Annotated in this window: 19 protein-coding genes; 12 read left to right on the top strand and 7 right to left on the bottom strand. The window is 64.5% G+C overall.

The window, feature by feature from the left end; all coding sequences use genetic code 11:
• Nucleotides 1-17: 17 nt before the first annotated feature.
• The gene (locus tag ACD578_RS22130) at nt 18-308 is read right to left on the bottom strand and encodes a hypothetical protein (RefSeq protein WP_404288540.1); all 291 of its coding nucleotides are present in this window, start codon (nt 306-308) and stop codon (nt 18-20) included.
• A gap of 282 nt (nt 309-590) precedes the next feature.
• On the opposite strand from ACD578_RS22130, the gene ACD578_RS22125 reads away from it, so the two are divergent.
• Nucleotides 591-1,142 carry a sigma-70 family RNA polymerase sigma factor gene (locus ACD578_RS22125; RefSeq protein WP_404288538.1) on the top strand — a complete coding sequence of 184 codons (552 nt, stop codon included), beginning with the start codon at nt 591-593 and terminating at the stop codon, nt 1,140-1,142.
• A 69-nt stretch (nt 1,143-1,211) separates the two neighbouring features.
• Here ACD578_RS22125 and ACD578_RS22120 read toward each other — a convergent pair whose 3' ends face one another.
• Together ACD578_RS22120 and ACD578_RS22115 are read right to left on the bottom strand one after the other, a co-directional pair.
• The gene (locus ACD578_RS22120; protein WP_404288536.1) at nt 1,212-1,727 is read right to left on the bottom strand and encodes an Hsp20/alpha crystallin family protein; all 516 of its coding nucleotides are present in this window, start codon (nt 1,725-1,727) and stop codon (nt 1,212-1,214) included.
• Between the two features lie 78 nt (nt 1,728-1,805).
• Nucleotides 1,806-2,288 (bottom strand): Hsp20 family protein, encoded by a 483-nt coding sequence (locus ACD578_RS22115; RefSeq protein WP_152717337.1) that lies wholly within the window; start codon nt 2,286-2,288, stop codon nt 1,806-1,808.
• Nucleotides 2,289-2,521: 233 nt separating this feature from the next.
• Between ACD578_RS22115 and ACD578_RS22110 the strand changes: the two genes are divergently transcribed.
• Nucleotides 2,522-2,686, top strand: coding sequence for a hypothetical protein (locus ACD578_RS22110; protein WP_153885381.1), 165 nt, complete (start codon nt 2,522-2,524; stop codon nt 2,684-2,686).
• Here the strand turns inward: ACD578_RS22110 and ACD578_RS22105 are convergent.
• From ACD578_RS22105 to ACD578_RS22090, 4 genes are all read right to left on the bottom strand, one after another.
• Entirely contained in the window at nt 2,683-3,597 is a 915-nt protein-coding gene (locus ACD578_RS22105; protein WP_404288533.1) for a YihY/virulence factor BrkB family protein, read from the bottom strand. The genes ACD578_RS22110 and ACD578_RS22105 overlap by 4 nt on opposite strands.
• A gap of 128 nt (nt 3,598-3,725) precedes the next feature.
• A complete protein-coding gene (locus tag ACD578_RS22100) occupies nt 3,726-4,481 on the bottom strand; it encodes a HugZ family protein (protein WP_404288531.1) in 756 nt (251 codons plus the stop codon).
• A 167-nt stretch (nt 4,482-4,648) separates the two neighbouring features.
• On the bottom strand, nt 4,649-5,146 hold the full coding sequence (gene hutX, locus ACD578_RS22095) for a heme utilization cystosolic carrier protein HutX (RefSeq protein ID WP_404288529.1): 498 nt from the start codon (nt 5,144-5,146) through the stop codon (nt 4,649-4,651).
• Between the two features lie 5 nt (nt 5,147-5,151).
• Nucleotides 5,152-5,490, bottom strand: a complete 339-nt coding sequence (locus ACD578_RS22090) for an antibiotic biosynthesis monooxygenase family protein (protein ID WP_404288527.1) — start codon at nt 5,488-5,490, stop codon at nt 5,152-5,154.
• A 498-nt stretch (nt 5,491-5,988) separates the two neighbouring features.
• Here ACD578_RS22090 and hemP point away from each other — a divergent pair, with 498 nt between their 5' ends.
• From hemP to ACD578_RS22040, 10 genes are all read left to right on the top strand, one after another.
• Nucleotides 5,989-6,159 carry a hemin uptake protein HemP gene (gene hemP / locus ACD578_RS22085; protein WP_162003568.1) on the top strand — a complete coding sequence of 57 codons (171 nt, stop codon included), beginning with the start codon at nt 5,989-5,991 and terminating at the stop codon, nt 6,157-6,159.
• 12 nt (nt 6,160-6,171) lie between these two features.
• Nucleotides 6,172-7,041 carry a hemin ABC transporter substrate-binding protein gene (locus tag ACD578_RS22080; RefSeq protein ID WP_404288525.1) on the top strand — a complete coding sequence of 290 codons (870 nt, stop codon included), beginning with the start codon at nt 6,172-6,174 and terminating at the stop codon, nt 7,039-7,041.
• Nucleotides 7,038-8,120: a FecCD family ABC transporter permease gene (locus ACD578_RS22075; RefSeq protein ID WP_404288523.1), complete on the top strand. Its 1,083-nt coding sequence runs from the start codon at nt 7,038-7,040 to the stop codon at nt 8,118-8,120. The genes ACD578_RS22080 and ACD578_RS22075 overlap by 4 nt, the downstream gene beginning before the upstream one ends.
• Nucleotides 8,117-8,920: a heme ABC transporter ATP-binding protein gene (locus ACD578_RS22070; protein WP_404288521.1), complete on the top strand. Its 804-nt coding sequence runs from the start codon at nt 8,117-8,119 to the stop codon at nt 8,918-8,920. Before ACD578_RS22075 ends, ACD578_RS22070 begins: the two co-directional genes overlap by 4 nt.
• 239 nt (nt 8,921-9,159) lie before the next feature.
• A complete protein-coding gene (locus ACD578_RS22065; RefSeq protein WP_404288519.1) occupies nt 9,160-10,167 on the top strand; it encodes a LacI family DNA-binding transcriptional regulator in 1,008 nt (335 codons plus the stop codon).
• A 67-nt stretch (nt 10,168-10,234) separates the two neighbouring features.
• Nucleotides 10,235-11,518, top strand: coding sequence for an ABC transporter substrate-binding protein (locus tag ACD578_RS22060; protein WP_404288517.1), 1,284 nt, complete (start codon nt 10,235-10,237; stop codon nt 11,516-11,518).
• A 63-nt stretch (nt 11,519-11,581) separates the two neighbouring features.
• Complete coding sequence (locus ACD578_RS22055; RefSeq protein WP_404288515.1) at nt 11,582-12,433, top strand: carbohydrate ABC transporter permease; 852 nt, start codon at nt 11,582-11,584, stop codon at nt 12,431-12,433.
• Nucleotides 12,430-13,290, top strand: a complete 861-nt coding sequence (locus ACD578_RS22050) for a carbohydrate ABC transporter permease (protein WP_404288513.1) — start codon at nt 12,430-12,432, stop codon at nt 13,288-13,290. The genes ACD578_RS22055 and ACD578_RS22050 overlap by 4 nt, the downstream gene beginning before the upstream one ends.
• 11 nt (nt 13,291-13,301) lie before the next feature.
• Nucleotides 13,302-14,351, top strand: coding sequence for an ABC transporter ATP-binding protein (locus tag ACD578_RS22045; RefSeq protein WP_404288511.1), 1,050 nt, complete (start codon nt 13,302-13,304; stop codon nt 14,349-14,351).
• A gap of 18 nt (nt 14,352-14,369) precedes the next feature.
• A complete protein-coding gene (locus ACD578_RS22040) occupies nt 14,370-15,647 on the top strand; it encodes an MGH1-like glycoside hydrolase domain-containing protein (RefSeq protein WP_404288509.1) in 1,278 nt (425 codons plus the stop codon).
• The last annotated feature ends 236 nt before the right edge of the window (nt 15,648-15,883 follow it).

Raw genomic sequence — 15,883 nt, 5'->3', positions numbered from 1 at the left:
GCCGTCTTGTCAGGGTTTTAGGATAGTTCGGAGTTCAGGACGATCGCGTCGTTCTCGGGCCGGGCGAGGCCACCGAGAACGCTCAGGAGGGTTTCGCGGCTGGCGGGCTTTTCGAGCCAGGGCACGTTCTGCAGCTTCGGCGGGCATTCCGCCTTCGATGGCAGGCCGGAATAGACGGCAAAGGGCACACCCCGGCACTTCAGCGCCCGGGCATTCTCCAGGGAGGTGCCGTCCCTGATCATGATATCCAGGATGGCACCGTCCGGCGCATCGCCCTCAAGCCATCGCAAAGCTTGGACATTGCTCATGAAGACGCCTGCCACCTCAACGAGTTCAGTCGACTGCCTGCTTCATTGATGCATGTAAGTCTTGGCCGTAAATCAGGCGCTGATCTCCATCGCGAACGACGCCGAACGGTCACATCCTTGAAAACCATCATTCGAAGAGAGACGGCATTACCTGCTTCCCGTGCGGTTTTCAGCATCGTTTTTCAGCATTGATCACAGAATAGCGAAAGGCTTCGCATAGGTTAATGCGGCAAGCGTCCGGGGAGGGTCTTCTTACGGGTCCGAATCTGAGGAGTTGGAAGAGTGTCAGTCGAAAACTCCCTGAAACAGCAGATGCTCAATGCCGTCCCCCATCTGCGAGCCTTCGCCATCTCCCTCTCCGGCAGCGTCGACAGGGCAGACGATCTCGTCCAGAGCACATTGCTCAAGGGCCTGAGCAATCTCGACAAATTCCAGCCCGGCACCAGCATGCAGGCCTGGCTCTTCACGATCCTGCGCAACGATTTCCTCACCCAGACCCGTCGGAGGAAGCGCGAGGTCGAGGATCCGGAAGGATCGTGGGCCGAGAAGGTGGCGGTGATGCCCGAACAGGGCGCGCGGCTCGATTTCACCGATATGCTCAAGGCCTTGAGCAAACTCCCGGTCGATCAGCGCGAGGCGCTACTGCTCGTCGGCGCGGAAGGTTTATCCTATGAGGACGCGGCGCGGATCTGCGGCACCAATATCGGGACCATCAAGAGCCGGATCAATCGCGCCCGCAACCGGCTGTCGGAAATGCTGAACTTCGACGCCGAGGACGACCTCGGTCCCGACAATCTGGTCAAGGCCGCCCTGTTCATGCATGCCTCGCCTTGAATGCTGCCAAACTCGCGGGCCGCTCTGAAATGCGGGCGTCCGGCTTGTCCGGACGCCCCTGATCGATGATTAGTGCTTGGTTTCCTCGCTGGCGCGATTGACCGCGATGCGCTTCACCTCCGAGCGGCTCTCGGCCGACTTGGGCAGGGTCACGGTGAGAACGCCGTTTTTGAAACTGGCCTCGATCTTGTCTTCCTCGACCTCCCAGGCCAGTGGAATACGGCGCTCGAAGCGGCCGTAGGTGCGCTCGCTGAAAGCGCGCTCCTTGTCCTCGATCGCGGATTTCTTCTCGCCGCGAATGGTGAGTACGCCGTCGCCTATCAGGACTTCAACGTCCTTGTCCTCGAGGCCCGGCAACTCCGCCGAGATGCGGACATCCTTGTCGTTGTCGACGACTTCCACATGCGGCCAGCTGGCCATCCGGCTCACGCCGCCGAACGGAGCCATGTCGAAGCCGCGGAAAACATCGTCGAAGAGCCGGTTCATCTCGCGATGCAAGGTCATGAAGGGATCGCCCTCGTCGCGATAGCGGCTTGGGGTCGTCTGATGACTGCGACCCCAGGGAATGAGATCGCGCATGTTCATGGTGTCATCCTCCTTTCACTCAGGCGTTCAAGTGCAGCGCCGGTGCACCACCGGCGCCGCCAAGATGAGCAACTCGCCCTAAGCAGCCTTGCCGTGCTCGATCTGCTGCGGATGCCGGCCTAGATTCGTCGCCCCAGTGCCGGCATTGATCTCGATGCGACGGGGCCTGAGCGCTTCAGGCACCTCGCGCTTGAGCTCGACCGTCAAAAGGCCGTTCTCGAGGCTCGCCCCCGTGACCTTCACATGATCGGCAAGGTTGAAGGTCTGCTTGAAGGCGCGGGTGGCAATGCCGCGATGCAGATATTGCTTGCCCTCTTCGGAGCCCTTCTTCTGGCCGGCCACGAGAAGCTGGCTCTCCTTCTGCGTGAGTTCGATCTCATCGGGAGAGAAGCCCGCGATGGCCATCGTGATGACATACTGGTCTTCGCCCACCTTCTCGATGTTGTAGGGCGGCCAGTTGGTCATGGGCTCGATCTGGGCAGACTGGTCGAGCATATCGAACAGCCGGTCGAAGCCGACCGTCGAACGATACAGGGGAGAGAAGTCGAAAGCTGATCTCATCACCATATCCTCCATTGAGCAACATGGACACGAGAGCGCCGGACACCCGCCGGCGCCCGCAATGCCAAGCCCCTGAAAGGCCTCGGCAATATTGATCTTAGGAACGCTTTTTCCGGATTTCAAGAGGGTCCTGAACACCCGATCGGCATCGGCCGGAACGCTTTTAGGATGGGCTGGCCATCGCATCGGCCGGGCGTTAGGATCACGTCGCTTAGACCAAGGAAAGACAGACCATGCTTCGCATCCTCTCCCTTGTCGTTCTGACAGCCTTCGCCGTTCCGTCCCATGCGACGGAGATCTCTCGAGACGATACGATCATCGCCCAGCAGCAGCAGGCTCCGCAGCAGACCCCGAAGCGCGATTGCGAGAGGAAACGGGATGAGGGCGTGAGCTCCTAAAGCTGCGATGCGGACAGTAGCTCACGGTCTACGGGTCCGGAAACGACTTCCTGAGCCTTGCCAATCGGCTGCTTCTGACGGCGCAGCGCGGCATTGAGCTCGGCCCCGAAGATGAAGATCGCGGCGGAGATCTGCAGGAAGATCAGAGCCGTCAGGATGCCCGCCAAACCTGCATAGGTTGATTTCAGGTGGGTCATGTTTGCGAGAAACTCGCCATAGAGGCTCGCCCCTGCGAGCCACAGGACCAGGGTTGCGGCGATGCCCGGCACCACATCCCACGAGCGCGGGCGGGTATCGGGCAGCCACAGATGGGTGGCGGAAAGGCCCACCACCAGAACGATCGAAGCGAGGCCGTAGCGAACCACGTCATAGGTCGGGCCGAGTCCCTTGAGATCCGGCATGTAGGACACGGCTCCGCGCCAGATCGACGGCCACAGGACGACCAGGACCGAGGACGCGACGAGCGCCCCCGCGCCGATCAGGATGAAGCCGATGCCGATGAGCCTCGCCTGCCACCAGGGTCGGAACCGTTCGACGCCGTAGGCCCGGCACAGAGCGACCCGGAGGCTCTCGACGCCGTTGGTGGCGACGAGCAGCGTCAGGACGATACTGACCGTCAGCACGTTCCTTCGCGGAATCAGAACCTTGTCGGCCTCCCGCGCCAGGGGACCGGCAACGCCCTCGGGCCAGAAATCGAAGAGCAGATGGACGATATGGGTCGAGATGCGCCCGGCCCCGAGAAAGGCCGCGAGAGCGGCGACGCAGATCAGGAACGGAAACAGGGCGATGACCAGCGAGAGGGCCACATGGCTTGCCATGGCCAGGCCGTCGTTGCGCGCAAAGCTTGATCCCGCATCGGCCATGGGGGCGAGGATCGAACGGGCGCGGGGCGGGAAAGAGATTGGTCGCATGGTGGGCTTGGCAAGCGTGGATCGGGAGATCGTGCCAAAGCTGTTGCGCGATCCGTTCCCTTGATGCGGTCAAGGGCGAGGCATGGCAAGACCCATGGTGTCCCACCCAGACTCAGAATCCGACATTCCTATGAGATCCTGCTCCGGGCCTCGTTCGCCAAGCGGATGAGCATCGGGCGCACCTCGTGCGGTCCTGCCAAGGCCTTCGGGAAGGATAGGCGCAGGATTTCGTCGCCCATGGCCATCTGGATGCCTTCGGGATCGATTCCGATCAAATGCCAGGCACCCTCGCGGGCACCGCAGAGTTGGGTGGCATAGAGCGCGACCGCATCGCTGTGCTCCGCGTTCATGTGATCGACGGCCCCGGCTTCGAATTCGTAGAAATCGAAGAATTCGGACACGTCGGTGAGGAGATCCTCCGCCGCCATGCGATAGGCCCGACCGAAGCCGCCGTTGAGGCTGCCGGATGCAACCTTGAGGCGCCAGAAGCTGAAATCGGGAAAGTCCACATAGAGCTCGGCCTTGGGATGCTGCAGCAGATAGCGGCGGCGGATGCTTTTCGCCTCGTCCGTCTCCCGGTCGAGCCGCTCTGCCGTTGCCAGCACGGTCAGGCGCGGATGCGCCAGCGGATCGCCCTTGCCAATGGAGGAGAGAAGCAGGGAGCAGCGCGGGTCGGCCTCCATCAGCCTCGTGTGCACCGAGAGCTGCGAGGTGAGCATGATGGGAGAGCCGTCGAGATCCGTTCCGACCTGAACGAGGCTTGCAAACGGCATGCCGCTTTCAGCCTCGTTGGTGGCGAGCGCACCGGAGCGGGCGGTGCGCATCAGCCTCTTGGCCAGCGCGCGAGCTTCGTCATCGACGGGCAAAGTCGGGTCTTTTGCCATCTCGCATCCTCCGGCTTTCGATATCAGGATTATACACCCTAGAGCACCGGACCCGAAAGTGGACCTACTTTTAGCTCCGATGCTCAGCCCCTTCGATGGCGCATCGTTCGATCCGGAAAACCGGATCCACTTTTCGCCGACGCGGACCTCTGGTTCCGCACAATGCGTTAGCGATGCCGTTCGCGCAGCGCCTCGAACCGGACGAGCTGGTCCTCTTTCAGGCCCCGATCCTCACTGCGGCCGACGAAGACCTTGAACATCACGCCGCCATCCTCGTTGACGAACTGCACCGAGCAGGAGCGTTTGCCGAAGAAGGGCCGGTCGACGAAATAGACGAACCGGCAGCGATCCAGCCTCAGATGCCCGCCGATGGGGCTGTCGCCGTGAATGTTGAAGTAGCCGCGGCCCAGGGTTCCGGGAGGAACGCTGCCCTTGCACTCGAAGACGCCGTCGCGGGTATGGACCACGAAGGTGATCCCGCCCCAACTCGTCAGATCCTGCCAGATCTCCTCGAAGCTGGTGCCGGCAACGCATTGCGCGCTCGCAGGGCCAAGGCAATCCAACACGGCCTGCATGGGAACATCGCGCTCTTCTGCGATCGCCTCGAGAATACCATCCGGCCTTGCCGCAAGATCCTGCCGGATCAGGTCGTCCACCGATGCCATCGTCCTCACTCCGCCGCCGTGGGCATGCGTCCGATGGACTGGATGACCTCGAAGCCCTCGAACTCCGGATGGGCGAGAGTCATCGGCTTGTCCGAGCCGCTGCTGGCACGGATGTGGGAGATGCGGAACTGCTCGGAGCGCGTCCAGGCTTCGAAATGCGCTTTAGAGATCCAAAGCGTATACGAGGAATAGAGCACGTGATCCTCGTGCGCCGGCCCGCGCAGCATATGGAATTCGATGAAGCCGTCGAGTTCGTGCAGATAGCTCTCACGGGTCAGCCAGCGCTGCTCGAATTCTTGTGTGACGTCCTTCAGGACCTTGAAGCGGTTCATGGCGATGAACATCGAAAACTGTCTCCGTATCGGATGGAATGGGATCGAGCACTGGTGAATGTCACGGTCCGCTCGGACCAGCGCATCGTGCGGGTCCCGAAAGTGGTGTCCGCCTCTGGGTCCGATGCTCCAGGGCCGGAGCGGTCATGGCTCAACCGCGCAACAGGCGCGCCATGCGCCTGATCAGTCGGAGCCGGAGGTGTGGAAACCTGAAGGGCGAGGGGTGACGTGGATGCGCGAGGCCCTTCGCGCAGGAAGGTAAACATCCCGACGATCCCGGTCTTTCACATTGGTGTTCTTGACGGCTGGCTGGCTCGCGCAGAAATCGGGTTCGCGCTGGCTGGCTATCTCACCCTCTCCGTGTGGAGGAGGGTTTACATCCGATATCCAAATCAAGTAACTGCGTCAACATGAACTCTGATATGCGTAGTTTTACACAATTCTAAACTACGAATACTGACTGATGATGAATATTCGGCAATTTAGAACAAGTAGAAACTGGAGACATCCGTGCACGACCCGTCATCGCCCTCGGACGTCAAAGCCGACCGGCCGACGCTCGCGAAAGAGATCGATGTCGCGAGCCTCGTCGGGAGCGGGCGCGAAGTCGTTCTGGTTCACAGGGGCGAGCGCTACCGCCTGCGGATCACGGCCAGTGGCAAACTGATCCTCACGAAATAGAAAGCCGCTTTCATGCCTGTCCTGTCACGCCGCACGCTGCTCCTGGCACCGACCGTCCTGCTCTATGCCTCGCGACTTCGCGCCGAACCCGCGCACCGCATCGTCAGCGTCGGCGGGGCGGCAACCGAGATCCTCTACCGCCTCGGCCGCGCCGATGAGATCGTCGGCGTGGATTCCACGAGCCTGTATCCCGAAGAGGCGCTGAAATCCAAAGCCAATGTGGGCTATGTCCGCGCGCTCGGGGCAGAGGGGATCCTGTCGCTCAACCCGACGCTCGTCATCGCTTCGGAAGGAGCAGGCCCGCCCGATGCCTTGCGCCTGGTCGAGCAGGCCGGCATTCCGATCGTCCGCGTCACGGACGAGCCCAATCCGGCTGGGATTGCGAAGCGGGTCGAGGTGATCGCCAAGGCGGTGAACGCGGCCGAGAAGGGCGCCGCACTCGTGGCCGAGATCGAGAAGGGCTTCGCCCGATTGGCGGAAGCCAGGGCGCGGGTGACGCGGCCGGCCAAGGCGCTCTTCGTCCTGTCGCTTCAGAACGGACGGCCGCTCGTCGGCGGGCAGGGAACGACCGCCGATGCCATGTTCGCGCTTGCCGGCGCCACCAATGTCGCGTCGTCCCTGACCGGCTGGAAACCCCTGTCGGATGAGGGCCTGATCGCGGCGGCTCCGGACGCCATCGTGATGATGAACCACGGTCCCGGCGGCGCGGCGTCGGATCCCTTCACCTATCCGGCTTTCGCCGCGACGCCCGCGGCGGCACAGCGGCGTCTCATCGTCATGGATTCGCTTTATCTTCTCGGCTTCGGTCCGCGCACGCCGTCCGCGGCGCGCGACCTGATGGCGGCGCTGCATCCCGATCAGATCCTCGCAGCCAAGCCATGACCGCTCTGGCCCTAGAGCAGGAACATTTCCGCCGAGCGTTTCGCGAGCGCCGGATCTTTCTGATGGCGGTGCTGGCCATGCTGCTTCTCCTGGTGAGCGTTCTGGCCCTCGGCCTCGGCGCAACGGGTGTGTCCCTGTCCCGCGTGTTCGCCATCATCACGGATGCATTGTCCGGGCGTGCGGCCGCCACAGGAGGGGATGCCCTGATCATCCTGCAGGTGCGCCTGCCACGCCTGCTGCTCGGGCTGCTGATCGGCGCGGCGCTCGCCTCGTCGGGCGCGCTGATGCAGGGGCTGTTCCGCAATCCGCTGGCCGATCCCGGCCTTGTCGGCGTCTCGGCCGGGGCGGCCCTGGCGGCCGCCGCGACGATCACGCTTGGCGACAAGCTGCTCGCGCCGCTCATCGGCCCCTTGCCCTTCGGCGCCCTGCCCGTGGGCGCTTTTGCCGGCGGCTTGCTGACGACGCTCGGCCTGTATCTCGTCGCCACCCGCAGCGGCCGCACCTCGATTGCGACCATGCTGCTTGCCGGCGTCGCTTTCGGTGCGCTCGCAGGCGCCGTCATGGGGCTGTTCTCGTATCTCAGCGATGACCGGCAATTGCGCGATCTGTCGTTCTGGTCTCTCGGTTCCTTAAGCGGCGCGACCTGGACGAAGGTCATGGCCGTGACCCCGTTCATCCTGCCGACGCTTCTGACCATGCCCTTCCTGGCGCGAGGGTTGAACGCGTTGTCCCTCGGCGAGGCGGAAGCCTTTCATCTCGGCGTGCCGGTGCAGCGGGTGAAGGCCATCGCGGTCCTGCTCGTCGCGATCGCTGTCGGTGCGTCCGTCGCAGCGGCCGGCATGATCGGCTTCGTTGGGATCGTCGTGCCGCATGTGCTGCGCCTCATGGCCGGAGCAGACCACAGGATGCTGCTGCCGGCCTCATCCCTGCTGGGAGCCGCACTGCTCGTCGCGGCAGATACGATGGCACGCACCATCGCTGCGCCGGCCGAACTGCCCATCGGCATTCTCACGGCCGCCATCGGCGCGCCGTTCTTCCTCTGGCTCCTGCTCCGGCGTCAGGGAGGCATCGCCCTGTGAGCACGCTTCTAGAGGCGGAGGGTGTTTCCTATCGCAGCGGCGGACGCATGCTGGTCGGGGCCGTCGATCTGTCCATCGTAGGCGGCTCCTTCACCATCGTCATCGGCCCCAACGGAGCCGGCAAGTCGACGCTTCTGCGCATCCTGTCCGGCGAACTCTCTCCGACGGAGGGCGAGGTTCGCCTCGACGGCCAGCCCCTGCGCTCCATTCCGCCATGGCGCCTCGCGCACAGCCGGACGGTGATGCCGCAAGCCTCCGATCTCGGCTTTCCCTTCACGGTCTTCGAGGTCGCCTGCCTCGGGGTCGAGGGAATCGGGCGCGGGTTGTCGCGCAGCGACCGGCAGCGCATCGCCCTCGATGCGCTCGCGCAGGCCGACGTGGCGCATCTCGCCCGTCGCAACTATCAGACGCTCTCCGGTGGGGAGCGGCAGCGGGTTCATTTCGCCCGCGTGCTGGCGCAGCTGCAGGCCGGCCGGACCGTCGAGCCGCGGCAGGTGCTCTTTCTCGACGAGCCCATCGCAAGCCTCGACCTCAAGCATCAGCTTGCCGTGCTGCAGACGGCGAAGAGCCTTGCACAAGGCGGGCTCGCGGTCGTGGCCGTGCTGCACGACCTGCAGCTCGCCGCCGGCATGGGGGACGATCTCGTCCTGATGCATGGAGGGCGGCTCGTCACACGCGGACGAGCCGAGGCGGTGCTGACGCCCGCCAGGCTCGTGGAGGTCTTCGGCGTGAGCCTGATCCCATCCGTGCTGCCGCCGAGCCCCTGGACGTTGTCATCGGCCGGCCTGCATTCCGTTTAGCTCAGACCCTTCTGAGGCCTGCCGTCTCTGCTGCTCCCGACAGGAGAACATTATACCAATGATCTATTGTGGGAATATTGACTTTCCAAAACGTTTTGGAGATCTAGTTAGAGGCGGCACACATCGTGCGAAACCAGAGATCCGCGTCAGCGAAAAGCGGGTTCAGTTTTCCGAACGATGCGCTCAGCAAGAGAAAGAAGCATCGGATCCACCCGATGCTCCGGGAGAGTCTACGCCCTGTGTCGAACCTGAAGCTTCTCGCGCGATCGCTCGGCCTGTCGATTACGACGGTGTCGAGGGCCCTCGACGGCTATTCCGACGTGGCGCCCGCCACCCGCGAGCGCGTTCAGGCGGCAGCCCAGGCGATGAATTACCGGCCAAATCCGGCGGCCCGCAGTCTGCGGCGGCGAAAGGCCGAAGCCGTTGCCGTGACCCTGCCGACGGAACCGGGCCAGTTCGGACCTCCCATCTTCCTGAACATGCTGGCGGCCTGCGGGCAGCGACTTGCCGAGGAAGGCCTCGACCTGATGCTGCTGCCGACCGCCGGACGCGCGGGCGAGATGGACACGTACCGGCGACTTCTGGATGGCCGCCGGGCCGATGCGGTGATCGTGGTGCGCACGCGGCTCGAGGATGAGCGCGTCGGCTTCCTGAAGGAGCGCGGCATCCCCTTCGTCACCCATGGCCGCACAGCCCGCTCGGAGCAGCATGCCTTCATCGACGGCGACGGCGAGGCCGGCTTCCGGGACGCCGCTCGGCAGCTCGCAGCATCCGGCCATCGGCGGATCGCTCATATCGCGGCTCCGCAGGATCTGACCTTCGCCCATCTGCGCCGCAAAGGCTGGCTGGCCGCTCTCGAAGACGTCGGCTCCTCGGAGCCCCTCGAATACACGGCGCAACCGACGGAAGCCGGCGGCTATGAAGCCACGCAATGGCTGCTTCAGCAGGGTGCACCGCCCACCGCTCTCCTGTGCGCGACCGACAGCATGGCGATCGGCGCCCTGAGTGCCCTCAGGGAGCGCGGTCTTGCCGCTGGGCGCGATATCGCCGTGATCGGGCACGACAATCTGCCCTCCGCCGCCTTCACCGATCCGCCGCTCTCGAGCATGGAGATCGCGGCTCCCGATGTGGGTCGGCAACTGGCGGAAATGCTGATTGCGCGGCTCGGCGGGCGCGATGGCCGCGAGTTGCAAACCATTCTGCCGGTTCGGCAGGTTCCGAGGGCGACCCACGGACCGGCGAACTGAGTCCGATGCCCTCGACCTTCCGGCCCCGGGTCGAGCGGCACCAAGAAGGGACCGATGGAGGAAGGACATGACGCATCCTGTATCGCTTCGCGCCATTGCCACCGCGGCAGCCCTTTTCGGAGGGCTCACCGTTGCACAGGCGCAGGAAACGATTTTTTACTCGACACAGCTTCGTCCCATCGAGGAAGCGACCAAGGTCCGCGAAGTTCTGCTGAAAGGTCTTCCGGGCAAGACCACCTATGTGGTGGACGAGCCGCCTGCCTTTGCCGTGCGCATGAAGGCGGAGACGCAGGCCGGCAAGCGCACGGCAAGCGTCGTCGGGGCCCTTCACGGCGAGTTGCAGCCGCACGTTCCAGCCGATCTCCAGCCGGTCGACGATGTCGCCGCGAAGCTGACCGATCGCGGCATTCCCGCGAGCCTCATGGATCTCGGCAAGCTCGGCACGGGTCAGCAGCAATACATCCCGTGGATGCAGGCCACCTACGTGATGGTCGCCAACAAGCAGGCGCTGCAATACCTGCCGGCGGGTGCTGACGTGAACACCCTCACCTATGCGCAGCTGCAGCAATGGGGCAAGAACATCGTCGACAAGACCGGCCAGCGTCGCCTCGGCTTCCCGGCCGGCCCGACGGGCCTCCTGCCGCGGTTCTTCCAGGGCTATTTCTATCCGTCCTTCACCGGCGGCGTGGTGACGACCTTCAAGTCTGCCGATGCCGAGGCCGGATGGAACGCGTTGAAGGACTTGTGGGCCGTGTCGAACCCCAATTCCACCAACTACAACTTCATGCAGGAGCCGCTTCTGGCCGGCGAAGTGTGGATCGCGTGGGATCACATCGCCCGCGTGAAGGAAGCGCTCACCCTGCAGCCCGATCAGTTCGTCGCCTTCCCGGCACCCGCCGGTCCGAAGGGGCGCGGCTACATGCCGGTGATCGCGGGTCTCGCCATCCCGAAGGATGCGCCGAACCGCGCCGGCGCCGTGGCGGTGATCGAGCACATGACCAAGCCCCAGACGCAGCTGGCGACGGCAGCGGAAGTCGGCTTCTTCCCGGTCGTGAAGGCCGAGTTGCCGCCGGATCTCGCTCCCGGCATCAAGGCGCTCGCCGGCGCGGTCGCCGCGACGCAGAACGCGAAGGATGCACTCGTGTCGCTCCTGCCTGTCGGCCTCGGGGCCAAGGGCGGCGAGTTCAACAAGGTCTACATGGACTCGTTCCAGCGCATCGTGCTGCGCAGCGAGCCGGTCAAGGACGTGCTCGAAGCCCAGGCGAAGGTCCTCGACACGCTCATGAAGGAAACCGGCGCACCCTGCTGGGCTCCGGACAAGCCGAGCCAGGGCGCCTGCCCGGTTCAGTAACCTGACACCTGGGTCCGGCGGATAAGGCTCCGCCGGGCCGTCCCTTGCGAGTGGAGCGGCTCCATGCCTGCGCGCACATCCTGGATTCCCTATGCGCTGATCGCGCCCTCGGTCGTCTTCCTCGGCGCGCTCTTTCTCGTGCCGCTCGTGCAGACGGTCTGGCTGTCGTTCTCCGCCGGCGAAGGCCTGTCGCTGGAAAACTACCAGCGCATGGCAGGCGACCTGAATTTCTCGCTCGCCGTCCGCAACACGTTCCTCCTGACGCTCGTGGTCGTGCCGCTCCAGGTCGTGCTGGCGCTCGGCATGGCCACCATGGTGTCGAAACTCGACAAGGGCCGTGACCTGGTCCTGTGGGTGCTCACCATTCCGCTGGGAATCTCGGACCTCGCAGCCGGTCTCGCCTGGCTCGCGCTGCTGCAGAATACGGGCTACCTGAACTCGGCACTCTATGCGCTCGGCATCATCCAGGGCCCCGTCGGCTGGCTCTCGCAGGAGACCCCTGTTGCCCTGTTCTTCGCCATCGTGCTTGCCGAACTCTGGCGTGCCACGGCAATCGTGCTGGTGATCCTGATCGCGGGCCTGCAGCTGATCCCGAAGGAATTCGCGGAAGCCGCCGAGATCTTCGGTGCGAAACCCTGGACGCGCTTTACCAAGATCACCCTGCCGCTCCTGAAGCCCAGCCTGCAATCGGCGCTGATCCTGCGCACGGTGCTCGCCTTCGAAGTTTTCGCCGTCGTCTATGCTTTGGGCGGGCGCAACTTCCCGGTTCTCGCCGGTGAGGCCTATGTCTGGCAGAACGACAACCAGAATTACGGCGTCGCCGCGGCCTACGCGGTGCTCATCATGGCGATCTCGCTCGCCGCAACCGCCGTTTATCTGCGCGTGCTGAGAACGCGTCCGGAGCAGCTCCCATGACAACCAGCGCTGCCGAACTTAAACCAACCTCGGCGAGCCGCGGCATGGCTCTTCCCTCCGCGCGCCGCCTGCTACTCTGGACGGGTCTTGCGGTGCTGATCGCCTGGGTGCTGGTGCCGATCTATCTCGTGGCGCTTGGTGCCTTCGGCGGCCGACTCGGCGTGTTCCGCTGGCCGAAATCGATCTGGCCCACGGACCTGTCGTTTGCGGCAATGAGCCAGTTTCTCGCCATCGAGGGCGTGTTCAACGCCCTGGTCAACTCGCTCATCGCCGCGGGCCTGACGGTGGTGTTCTCCATCGCGCTCGGCGCTCCTGCGGGCTATGCGCTGGCGCGCTACACCTTCCGCGGGCAGAACGCCTATCGGCTGCTGGTCCTCCTCACCCGCGCCTTCCCGCTCGCCATCCTGGCGCTGCCGCTCACGGTCTCGTTCATCCGCCTGGGGCTTTACGACACGCCCTTCGGCGTCTCGCTGATCCATACGGTGCTGGCCCTGCCCTTCGCGGCGCTCGTCACGCAGAGCCTCTTCATGGGCATCCCGCGCGAATACGAGGAAGCCGCCTGGGTGTTCGGCTGCACACGCTTCCAGGCCTTCATGAAGGTGGTTCTGCCGCTGGCCCTGCCGGGCCTTGCCGCAACCGCCATCTTCGCTTTCGTGATCTCGTGGAACGAGGTCTTCGCGGCCTCGATCCTCACCGTGCGCGAGCGGACGCTCACCGCCTATCTGCTGCGGATTCTGGCCGAGAGCCCGCTCCATTACCGCTTCGCCGGCGGCTTCATTCTCATCATCCCCTCCGTGCTCTTCATTTTCGCCGTGAGACGATATCTCTTCGCGGTGTGGGGCATCGCGAGCAAGTAACGGATCACCTCATGGCTGACATCGTCATCGACCGCGTCGTCAAGGAATTCGGCTCCTTCCGCGCCCTCCAGGAAGTCTCGCTCACCGTCAACGATGGCGAGTTCGTGGCCCTGCTCGGCCCCTCGGGCTGCGGCAAGACCACGCTTTTGCGCATCATCGCCGGTCTCGAGACGCAAACCGCCGGACGCGTCATCATCGGCGGGCAGGACGTGAGCAACCTCGCACCCCGCAAGCGTGGTCTCGCGATGGTGTTCCAGAACTACGCCGTCTTCCCGCACATGACCGTTTTCGAGAACGTCGCCTTCGGGTTGCGGATGCAGAAGGCCCCGCAGGCGGAGGTCAAGCGCAAGGTCGAACGCGCGGCGGCCCTGCTCCACATCGAGAGCTATCTTGACCGCTATCCGGCGAAACTCTCGGGCGGCCAGCGCCAGCGCGTGGCGGTGGCCCGCGCGCTCGCCGTCGAGCCCGCCGTGCTGCTCATGGACGAGCCGCTCTCTAATCTCGATGCGCTTCTGCGCCTTGAGATGCGCACGGAACTGAAGGCGGTCCTGCGCGAAGCCGGGACCACGACGATCTACGTGACGCACGACCAGACTGAGGCCATGGGCCTCGCCGACCGCATCGCCGTGATGTATGGCGGCAAGATCGACCAGATCGGATCGCCGCTCGAAATCTATGCCACGCCGGCAACCCGCTTCGTCGGCGGCTTCATCGGCTCGCCGCCGATGAACTTCATCAAGGTCCAGTGCAGCCAGGGCACGGCCAAGATCGGCGACGCCGTGCTGCCGTGCCCAACGACGGCACAGACCCTGGAACTCGGCCTGCGCGGCGAGGATGCGGCCCTCAGCGCCAACGGTTCCGGCATTCCGTTCGATGTACGCGTCGTGGAGCCGATGGGCTCGCACCTGCTCCTGACAGGCTCCATCGATGGCCAGCTTGCCCGCATCGTCGCGCCACCGACGGCGAAAGTGGACGCCGGCGCGCGTGTGGGCCTTACCGTCGATCCTGCGCGCGTGACCTGGATCGACAGCACCACCGGGCGCGCCCTCGCCCGGCCTTGAGTTGAAGGATTTTTTCAAATGAACACGCTTCCAAAGGAAGAGGCGGCGCGCGCCATTCTCGCGCGCAACGATCGCGGCGGTTACACGGTGCCCACCGACAGGCTCTATCCGTTCCAGTGGAACTGGGATTCCGCCTTCGTGGCCATGGGCTTTGCCCTCTTCGACGTGGACCGGGCCTATCGCGAGCTGGAGCGCCTGATCGAGGGGCAGTGGGACGACGGCATGATCCCGCATATCGTGTTCCACGCGCCCAGCGATACCTATTTCCCCGGCCCGGACGTGTGGGGCACGCGGCACCGCATTCCGACCTCCGGCATCACGCAGCCGCCGGTCTTCGGCATGGCCCTGCGCCACGTTCACGAGGCCGCTCTCGCAACCGGCGAGGCCGCCGCGACGGAGCGCACGAGGGTGCTGTTTCAGGCAGCCTTGCGCTCGCATCGCTGGTGGCTGACCGCACGCGATCCGGAAGGCCTCGGCCTCGTGTCGATCCTTCACCCCTGGGAGAGCGGCAGCGACAACTCGCCCGCCTGGGACGAGGCGTTGGCCCGCGTGCCGACCACCACGACGACCACGATCCGCCGCAAGGACACGGGCCACGTGGACGCCTCCATGCGGCCCCGTGACGAGGATTATCAGCGCTTCATCCATCTCGTCGATACCTATCGCGATTGCGGCTGGGATCCGAAGCGGCAATGGGCGGCCGCCCCCTTCAAGGTGGCCGACGTGCAGATGACCGGCATCCTGGCGCGTGCGACAGCCGATCTTATGCACTTGGCTGAAACCTTTGGGACCGACGAGGAGAAAGTCGAACTTACGCGCATGCACGGGAGGCTGCTCGACGGCCTGTCCCGCCGCTGGCGCCCGGAGCTTTCCCGCTTCGTCAACCTCGACCTGATTTCGGGCCGCGACATCGAAACGCCGACGCAGGCGGGCTTCATTCCTCTTGTCGCTCTGACGCTCGACGATGGGCAGCGAAGCGCCATTGTGGCGGAGATCGAGCGCTGGCTTGACGGCATGGTCGTCGGCGTCCCCTCAGCGCCGTCCTTCTCACCGTCCTTCGAGCCGAAGCGCTATTGGCGTGGCCCGGTCTGGGCCGTCATCAACTGGCTCATCTCGGATGGCTTGCGCCTGAACGGATCCGCGGATCTCGCCCGCCGGATCGAGCAGAGTACCGTCCGTGCTATCGAGACGTCAGGCTTCTGCGAGTATTTCGATCCGACGACGGGCGAGGGCCTGGGCGGAGATACCTTCTCCTGGACGGCCGCGGCTTACATGGCGCTCGGCCGGAGGATATGAGCCCGAAGCACCGGAGGGACCTGCAAAGATCACACGCTTGCGCCCGACCAGAGCGCTTTTCGGCGAAGTGGTCCGGTTCACCGTCAAAAATACGGCAAAGCAACGAAGAGGGCTGATCGCGCGTCGGTGGAAACAGCTCTAGCAGCGTCCGTCTTCAACGAGCCCTGACGTGCTTCGGCGAAATGCCGAAGCGGCGTTCGATGGCGGTCGCAAAGTTGGCGGCGTGGAATGGCCTG

It is taken from the genome of Microvirga sp. RSM25, assembly GCF_044784385.1.
In the GTDB taxonomy this organism is placed as follows: domain Bacteria; phylum Pseudomonadota; class Alphaproteobacteria; order Rhizobiales; family Beijerinckiaceae; genus Microvirga; species Microvirga tunisiensis.
Note: the sequence above shows the minus strand (reverse complement) of the source record. Positions and strands in the feature narration are given on the sequence as shown.